The organism is Frigoribacterium sp. MCBA15_019 (assembly GCF_001864945.1).
In the GTDB taxonomy this organism is placed as follows: Bacteria; Actinomycetota; Actinomycetes; order Actinomycetales; family Microbacteriaceae; genus Frigoribacterium.
The window spans coordinates 15,595-23,456 of sequence record NZ_MJGS01000023.1; the positions used below are offsets into that span (position 1 = coordinate 15,595).

General features: G+C 71.6%; 6 protein-coding genes and 1 pseudogene. 5 read left to right on the plus strand and 2 right to left on the minus strand.

All coding sequences use genetic code 11. From position 1 onward, the window contains the following. Positions 1 to 118: 118 nt before the first annotated feature. Entirely contained in the window at positions 119 to 1,429 is a 1,311-nt protein-coding gene (locus BIV04_RS16050; RefSeq protein WP_083396544.1) for an ROK family protein, read from the minus strand. Positions 1,430 to 1,590: 161 nt separating this feature from the next. Between BIV04_RS16050 and BIV04_RS17560 the strand changes: the two genes are divergently transcribed. The 5 genes and pseudogenes from BIV04_RS17560 to BIV04_RS16070 all read left to right on the plus strand — a co-directional run bounded on the left by BIV04_RS17560 (position 1,591) and on the right by BIV04_RS16070 (position 6,614). After that, complete coding sequence (locus BIV04_RS17560; RefSeq protein ID WP_369825333.1) at positions 1,591 to 1,995, plus strand: twin-arginine translocation signal domain-containing protein; 405 nt, start codon at positions 1,591 to 1,593, stop codon at positions 1,993 to 1,995. An 18-nt stretch (positions 1,996 to 2,013) separates the two neighbouring features. Further along, a pseudogene (locus tag BIV04_RS16055) lies at positions 2,014 to 2,877 on the plus strand (ABC transporter substrate-binding protein); the annotation flags it as partial. A gap of 107 nt (positions 2,878 to 2,984) precedes the next feature. Beyond that, positions 2,985 to 3,923 carry a carbohydrate ABC transporter permease gene (locus BIV04_RS16060; protein WP_055977712.1) on the plus strand — a complete coding sequence of 313 codons (939 nt, stop codon included), beginning with the start codon at positions 2,985 to 2,987 and terminating at the stop codon, positions 3,921 to 3,923. Next, positions 3,923 to 4,849: a carbohydrate ABC transporter permease gene (locus BIV04_RS16065; protein WP_071257647.1), complete on the plus strand. Its 927-nt coding sequence runs from the start codon at positions 3,923 to 3,925 to the stop codon at positions 4,847 to 4,849. Before BIV04_RS16060 ends, BIV04_RS16065 begins: the two co-directional genes overlap by 1 nt. Before the next feature lie 73 nt (positions 4,850 to 4,922). Next, positions 4,923 to 6,614, plus strand: a complete 1,692-nt coding sequence (locus BIV04_RS16070) for a glycoside hydrolase family 13 protein (RefSeq protein WP_071257649.1) — start codon at positions 4,923 to 4,925, stop codon at positions 6,612 to 6,614. 420 nt (positions 6,615 to 7,034) lie between these two features. On the opposite strand, the gene BIV04_RS16075 is transcribed toward BIV04_RS16070, so the two are convergent. Next, positions 7,035 to 7,421, minus strand: a complete 387-nt coding sequence (locus BIV04_RS16075) for a PLD nuclease N-terminal domain-containing protein (RefSeq protein ID WP_071257652.1) — start codon at positions 7,419 to 7,421, stop codon at positions 7,035 to 7,037. Between the last annotated feature and the right edge of the window lie 441 nt (positions 7,422 to 7,862).

Below are 7,862 nucleotides of genomic sequence, written 5' to 3' on the forward strand. Positions count from 1 at the left end.
CGATGAACCCGGTTCCGAACGATGAACCCGGAAGCAACCGGGTGCATCGTTCGAAACCGGGTTCATCGCCGTCCGAGCCCGAGCCCGAGCCCGAGCCCGAGCCCGAGCCGAGCAGCCCTCAGGAGGCGCGGGTCGCGTCCGCCGCACCCGGCAGCGTCAGCTCGAGTGCGTGGCCGCGCACGTGCGCCAGGGCACGCTCGACGGCGCCGGTGGTCACGACCGCGTCGCCCAGCGTCGAGGCGACGACCTCGGGCGCGGCCCGGTGCGTGAACCTGCTGAGCCACGGCGTCGTCCGCTCGAGCAGCAGGCCGATCGAGGGTGCCACGGCCCCGGCGACGACGATGCGGTCGACGTCGAGCATGCCGCTGAGCACGGCGCAGACGCGTCCGAACCGTTCGGCCATGCGCTCGACCAGGCGCAGTGCGGCCGGGTCGCCCGCGTCGGCGGCGGCGAGCACGTCCGCCGCGTCGAGCCGGTCGATCGGCACCGCCCACAACGGAGACGACTCGGGCACCGTGCCGAGTGCCCGGGCGGCCCGGGCCCAGTCCCGCAGCACGGCACCGATGCCGTCCGCCGAACCGACGCCGTCGACCAGGTCGAGGAGGCGCATCTCGCCCGCGGCACCGCGGTTGCCCCGCACGAGGGCTCCGTCGAGCACGAACCCGGCGCCGAATCGCTCGCCGGCCAGCAGGGTCACGAACGAGGGCCCCGCCCCGCCGTCGCCGCGCCCGCCGACGCCGACGCCGGCGTCGCCCGCGTCGCCCGCCGCGCCAGCGCGCCGCACGCCGCCGACCTCGCGCGCCGCGGCCTCGGCGACCGCCGCGAGGTTCGCGTCGTTCTCGACGACGACGGCCCAGCCGCGCGGGGCGAACAGGCCGACGTAGTCCGGGTTCATCAGGTCCCAGAAGTCGGCGCCGGCCTCGACCGGTGACCGGCCCTCGGCGTCGGTGGGGGCCGGGACGCCGACGGTCACGGCGAGCACGTCGTCGTCGGCGAGCGAGGCCAAGGCGAGGGCGTCGTCGACCAGGGCCGACACGATGCGTCGGCGATCGTCGGCCGAGCCGCAGGGGTCGATGCGGCGGACGGCCCGCGCGAGCACGTCGCCCCGCAGGTCGGCCACGACGGCGGTGAGCTGGTGCTGGCCGGCGTCGACCCCGACGACGTGCCCGGCGGAACGCGCCAGGGCGTAGCGCCGCGCGGGGCGGCCCTTGCGGTACTCGCCGGTCGAGCGGGCGTCGGCGAGCGACACCATCCAGCCGCGGTCGATGAGGTCGTCGCAGACCCCGAGCACGGTCGACCGGGTCAGTCCGGTGAGGGCGATCAGGTCGCTCGCCGTGACGGCGTCGACGGACCACGCGTGCCGCAGCACCTCGGCCGCGTTCATGCGGCGTAGCAGGCTCGGCGACGACACCCCGGTGCTCAGCGCCACCCGCGCCTCCTCGTGCTGTGGCCGGTCTCTCGCGACACGGCGGATCTTTTCGACGACGACCCATGGTGCCACGCCACGAATTGATCTAGGGTCTAAATCTACACACCAGATCAACTCGGTCCCGACGCTGTCGTCGGGGTCGCGACCCGGGAGACGACGACGTGCCCACACCCCCACTGCCCTCCGGTGCCGGCCTCAGCCGACGCACCCTCCTCGGCGGGATCGGTGCCGCCGGGGCGGCGCTCCTCCTCGCCGGCTGCGCTCCGTCCGGCTCGGGCCGCGGGCGCACCGAGATCACCTTCTACGCGACCAAGCCCGAGGCGATCCCGTACTTCTCCGACCTGGTCTCGCGGTTCAACGAGTCCCAGTCGGCGGTCCGGGTGATCCACGACTCGACCTCGGGCATCTCGGCCGGCTTCGTCCGCGGCAACCCGCCCGACGTCGCGGCCTTCACGTACAACCTCGAGATGGCCCGCTTCATGGAGCGCGGGGCGCTGAGCGACCTGGGCGACCTGCCCGAGGCGGGCACGATCCGCCCCGAGGTGCAGAGCCTCGTCGACCAGTAGGCGACCTACCCCGGCCGGACGAGCGTGCTGCCGTACTCGATCACGGCGGCGTCGGTGATCTACAACCAGCAGATCTTCGCCGACCTGGGCGTCGAGGTTCCGACCACGTGGGACGAGTTCCTCGCCGCGTGCGACACCTTCACGGCGGCCGGCGTCACGCCGATCTACAGCACCTTCCGCGAACCGTGGACCGTCGCGCAGGGCCTGTTCGACTACACGACCGGCGGCTCGCTCGACGTCGCGGCCTTCTACGAGAAGATGAACGCCGAGCGCACGAGCGTCGGCCAGGGCGGCTCGGTCTCGTTCGAGAAGGACTTCCGCGAACCCGTCGAGCGCATGGTGCAGCTCGGCCGGCTGTCGAACGACAACCGCAACAGTCGCGGCTACGGCGACGGAAATCTCGCCATGGCCCAGGGCGAGGCGGCGATGCTCATGCAGGGGCCGTGGGCACTCGGCGAGATCACGAAGGCGAACCCCGAGGCGAAGGTCGGCACGTTCCCTCTGCCGATGACCGACGACCCCGCCGACCGCAAGGTGCGGGTCAACCTCGACCTGGCCCTGTGGGTGCCCGAGCAGTCGCGCAAGCAGGACGCCGCCCGCGAGTTCCTGACCTATCTCATGCAGCCCGAGATCCAGGACGCCTACAACCGGGACTTCCTGGCGTTCGGCACCACGAGGTCGGCCCCCGCCGTGACCGACGAGCGCATCGTTGGCATGCAGAGCTACTACGACGACGCGCGGTTCTACCAGGGGGCCTCCAAGGCGATCCCGCTGACGATCCCCGCCGAGAACTACGTGCAGGGCATCGTCACGGGCGCCAGCGTCGAGGGCACCCTGCGCACCATGGACGCCGACTGGCGCCGTCTGGCGCTCCGCGCATGAGCGCGCTCGACGGCGCGGGCCGCACCGTAGGCCGCACCGCGGGCCGCACCGCGGGCCGCACCGCGGGCTCCGCCACCCCGACCACCGCCCGAGTCGAAGGAGACCCGATGGCCACCACCACCCCCACGGCCGCGCGAGGCGCCCGCGCCTCGCTGAGCGGCAGCACGGCCGGCAACCCCCGGCGTCGCGGCAAGCGCGTCGACCCGGTCTTCTACTTCTTCCTCGTGCCGACGCTCGTCCTGTTCTCGCTGGCGATCACCCTGCCGGCCGTGATGGGCGTGTTCTACAGCTTCACGAACTCGATCGGCTTCGGCGAGTTCGACATGGTCGGCATCACGAACTACCTCGCGATGGCGACCGACCCGGCGATCCTCGGCTCGTACGGCTTCACGATGGGCTTCGCGCTGGTCACGGTGATCGCCGTCAACGTCGTCGCGCTGCTGCTGGCGATCGGCCTCACCTCGCAGATCAAGGCCAAGACGGCGCTGCGGGCCGTGTTCGTGATCCCGATGGTCATCTCGGGCATCATCATCGCGTTCGTCTTCCAGTTCCTCTTCTCGAACTCGCTGCCCGCCCTCGGCGCCTCGCTCGGCATCCCGGGGCTGCAGGACAGCATCCTCGCGAACGCCGACACCGCCTGGATCGGCATCGTCGTCGTGACCGCGTGGCAGGCGATCCCGAGCACGTTGCTGATCTACATCGCGGGCCTGCTCGCCATCCCCGGCGAGGTGTACGAGGCGAGCAGCCTCGACGGCGCCTCGGGTTGGAAGCAGCTGCGGTCGATCACGCTGCCGCTCATCGCGGGCTACGTCCTGATCAACACGATCATCGGCTTCAAGAACTTCCTGAACTCGTACGACATCATCGTCGGCCTGACGAACGGCGGCCCCGGCACGTCGACCCGCAGCATCGCGATGACGATCTTCACGGGCTTCACCGGTGGCGACTACGCCTACCAGATGGCCAACGCGACCATCTTCTTCGTGATCGCCGTCGCGATCGCGCTCGTCCAACTCCGGATCACCCGCGGAAAGGCGGCCGTCTGATGGCGAACACCGCACTCGTCACCCCTGCCGCTTCGCCGGCCCCCACCCCAGGAGGCGCGGGTCGCGACGCCGACGCCGTCACCCGTCGTCGACGCGGTCGCGTCGGTCGGGAACGTCCGAACCGTCTCGTCACCGCGCTGCTCGTGCTCGGCACGATCACCGTGCTGATCCCGATCTACGTCACCATCACGATGTCGCTCAAGACGACGGCGCAGGCCGTCGACGGCAACGCGTTCAGCCTGCCGGCACCGATCGACTTCTCGAACTTCGCGACCGCCTGGCAGCTGACCGACTTCCCGCGGGCGTTCGGCATCTCGACCCTGGTCACGGCGGCGACCGTCGTCGGCACGGTGGTGCTCGCGTCGATGGCGTCGTACGCGATCTCGCGCAACTGGGACCGCAAGCTGTTCCGCTTCTCGTTCTTCTACCTGCTCGCCGCGATGTTCCTGCCGTTCCCGGTGGTCGCGCTGTCGCAGATCAAGCTGACCGGCATCGTCGGCCTCGACAACCCCGCCGGCGTCGCCCTGCTGCACGTCATGTTCCAGCTGTCGTTCTCGATCCTGCTGTTCACGGCGTTCCTGAGGTCGTTGCCCGAAGAGCTCGAAGAGAGCGCGCGGCTCGACGGCGCCACCACGTGGCAGGTCTTCTGGCGCCTGGTCTTCCCGCTGCTCGCACCGATGAGCGCCACGGTCGGCATCTTCGCCTTCCTGGCCTCGTGGAACGACTTCGCCATGCCGTCGCTGATCACGGCCGACCCGTCGCTCCAGACCCTGCCCGTGTTGCAACAGATCTTCCAGACGCAGTTCAGCAACGACTACAACGTCGCCTTCGCCTCGTACCTCATGGCGATGGCCCCCGCGATCGTCGTCTACCTCTTCACCCAGCGCTGGGTGATGGCGGGCGTGACGCAGGGCGCGATCAAGTAGGCGTCCGTCGGGGGCGCGACCCGCGCCTCCTGACCTTCCAGGCAACCCACCACCGAGAGGACCCCGCTCCACGATGACCGAGACGCTCCGCACCGAACCCTCGACCGAGCTGCTGACCGACGACCCGACCTGGTGGCGCCAGGCGGCGGTCTACCAGATCTATCCCCGCAGCTTCGCCGACTCGAACGGCGACGGCATCGGTGACCTGCCCGGCATCACGGCGGCGGTGCCCTACCTGCAGCAGTTGGGCGTCGACGCGGTCTGGCTGAGCCCGTTCTATCCGTCGGCCCTCGCCGACGGCGGCTACGACGTCGACGACTACCGCGACGTCGACCCCAAGATCGGCACTCTGGCGCAGTTCGACGAGATGATCGACGCGCTGCACACCGCCGGCATCCGCGTGATCGCCGACCTCGTGCCGAACCACTCGTCCGACCGGCACGTCTGGTTCCAGGAGGCTCTGGCCGCCCCCGCGGGATCGCCCGCCCGGGCGCGCTACATCTTCCGTGACGGCCTCGGCGAGTCCGGAGAGCTGCCGCCCTCGGACTGGACGTCGATCTTCGGCGGCCCGGCCTGGACCCGCGTCGCCGACGGCCAGTGGTACCTGCACTCGTTCGCCAGCGAGCAGCCCGACTGGGACTGGGACAACCCGGAGGTGCGCGAGGACTTCCTGACCACGTTGCGCTTCTGGTCGGACCGGGGCGTCGACGGCTTCCGCGTCGACGTGGCGCACGGGCTGGCGAAGAGCCTGCCCGAGGTGCTGCCGTCCAGGGCCGAGCTCGAGGCGCTGCCGAAGGCCGACGGCGACCACCCGCTGTGGGACCGCGACGAGGTGCACGAGATCTACGCCACGTGGCGTGAGGTGTTCGACGAGTACGACCCGCCGCGCATCGCCGTGGCCGAGGCCTGGGTCGAGCCGTCGCGTCGTGCCCGCTACGCCAGCGCCGAGGGGCTGGGCCAGGCGTTCAACTTCGACCTGCTCGAGGCCGACTTCGACGCCACGCAGTTCCACGACATCATCACCTACAACCTCGACGCCGCCGAGGCCTCGGGCTCGTCGACGACGTGGGTGTTCTCGAACCACGACGTCGTCCGCCACGCGACCCGTTACGGCCTGCCCGCCCTCGACGGTCGCGACGTCAAGCAGGGTGCCGAGTGGCTGCTCTCGGGCGGCACCTCGCCCGAGGTCGACGTCGAGACCGGCCTGCGTCGGGCCCGAGCGGCGTCGCTGTTCATGCTCGGTCTGCCCGGGTCGGCCTACGTCTACCAGGGTGAGGAGCTCGGGCTGCCCGAGGTCGCCGACATCCCCGCCGACGAGCGCCAGGACCCCTCGTTCTTCCGCAACCCCGGCGTCGACATCGGCCGCGACGGCTGCCGCGTGCCGCTGCCCTGGACCCGGTCGGGATCGTCGTTCGGCTTCGGCCCGGGCGAGGCCCACCTGCCTCAGCCGAGCTGGTTCGGCGAGTACTCGGTCGAGGCCGAGGAAGCCGACGCGACCTCGACGCTCGCGCTCTACCGTGCGGCCCTCGCCGCGCGGCGCGACCTGCAGACCGACGAGACGCTCGAGTGGCTGCCGGTCGAGGGTCGCGACGACGTGCTGCACTTCGTCCGTCCCGGCGGATGGCACGTCGTGTGCGTGTTCGGCACCGAGCCCGTCGACCTGTCCGCGCTCGGGTTGGGCTCGGGCGAGGTGCTGGTCGCGAGCGGGCCGCTGACCGACGCCGGGCAGCTGCCGGGCGAGACGGCGGCCTGGCTGCGCGGCTGAGGTCGGTCTGGCTGCGGGGCTGGCTCCGGCCGTCCCCGGGGTGGCCGACGTCGGTCTGGCTGCGCGGCTGACGTCGGCCGTCTCGGGGCGGTGACCCGCGCCTCCTGGGTGCTGAGCTGGCGGGTTCGTGGTCGGCGGGTGTCCCCGGACGCCCGCCCGCCGCGGACCCGCCCGTTCTCGTGTGTCGCGACTGCCCGGAAGGCGCGTTCTGTCCTCGCTGCCCGCCCCGCGCCTCCTGGGGGTGTCGTGCTCACCCGCTGATCCGGTACGTACCGGATCAGCCACTCGACGCCGCGCTCCTGTTCTCGGCACGATCCGGTACGTACCGGATCACGCTCGGCCGGGGCCCGCACCCTCGCGCCGCGCAGATCTCGTCCCCGGGTCAGGGCACGGAGCGACGGTCGGGAGGCGCGCCGGTGGTCAGGCAGGGACGTCGTTGCCGGCCGTCGACCGGCGCTGCTCGACCTCGGCCTCGAGCTTCGCCAGGCGCGCCAGCCGTTCGTAGTGCTCGGCCTCGCGGTCGAGGTCGGCGAGCTGCTGCTCGGTGCTGCGGACGCGGTGGTCGAGCGTGCGGGCCGCGGCCTCGTGGTACCGGCTCTGGTCGCGCGGGCCGATCTGCTCGACGCGTCGGCCGTACTCGCGGCCGGCGGCGAACCAGACGATGCTGCCGATCAGCGGCAGGAACAGCACGATCATGATCCACAGGCCCTTGGGCAGGTGGCGCACGTCGCCTTCGGGGCGCGTGACGATGTCGACGAGCGCCCCCACGATCAGCAGCAGGGGCAGGGCAGCCAGGACGAAGGTCACGGCCCGAGGGTAGGGGGTGCCGCCCGCCGGACGGAACCCCCGCGAGGTGGGGTGACCGGGGGCCGCCCGTCCCGCGTTCCGGGTGTGACGCGCCCGTCGGGTGGTCGGTGGCGTCACCGGCATCACGGCGAGCGACCCCCGTCAGGAGGCGCGGTGCCGGTCGGCCACGAAGGGTACAGCTCCTGAAAGTTCGCCTCCACCCCTGGTCAGCGGGCGGCTCCGATCGTAAGGTGGGTCGGTCCGCCCGAACGAGGAGAACCGTGAGTCGATGCGCCGTCCGTCCCAGGAAGCGCTCATGACCGACCCCTCGAACACCCCCGAGCCCGCGATGTCGGCCGAGCAGACGCCCCCCGCCGGCCTACCGCTGACGCGCCGCGAGGCCCGCGCCCTCGAGCGCGCGGCTGCCGCGGCCGCTGGCTCAGCGATGAACCCGGTTTCGAA

Bases quoted from the DNA above. Each gene is read 5' to 3' on its own strand.
- BIV04_RS16060 (WP_055977712.1), top strand. From the start codon at position 2,985: ATGGCCACCACCACCCCCACGGCCGCGCGAGGCGCCCGCGCCTCGCTG.
- BIV04_RS16065 (WP_071257647.1), top strand. From the start codon at position 3,923: ATGGCGAACACCGCACTCGTCACCCCTGCCGCTTCGCCGGCCCCCACC.
- BIV04_RS16070 (WP_071257649.1), top strand. From the start codon at position 4,923: ATGACCGAGACGCTCCGCACCGAACCCTCGACCGAGCTGCTGACCGAC.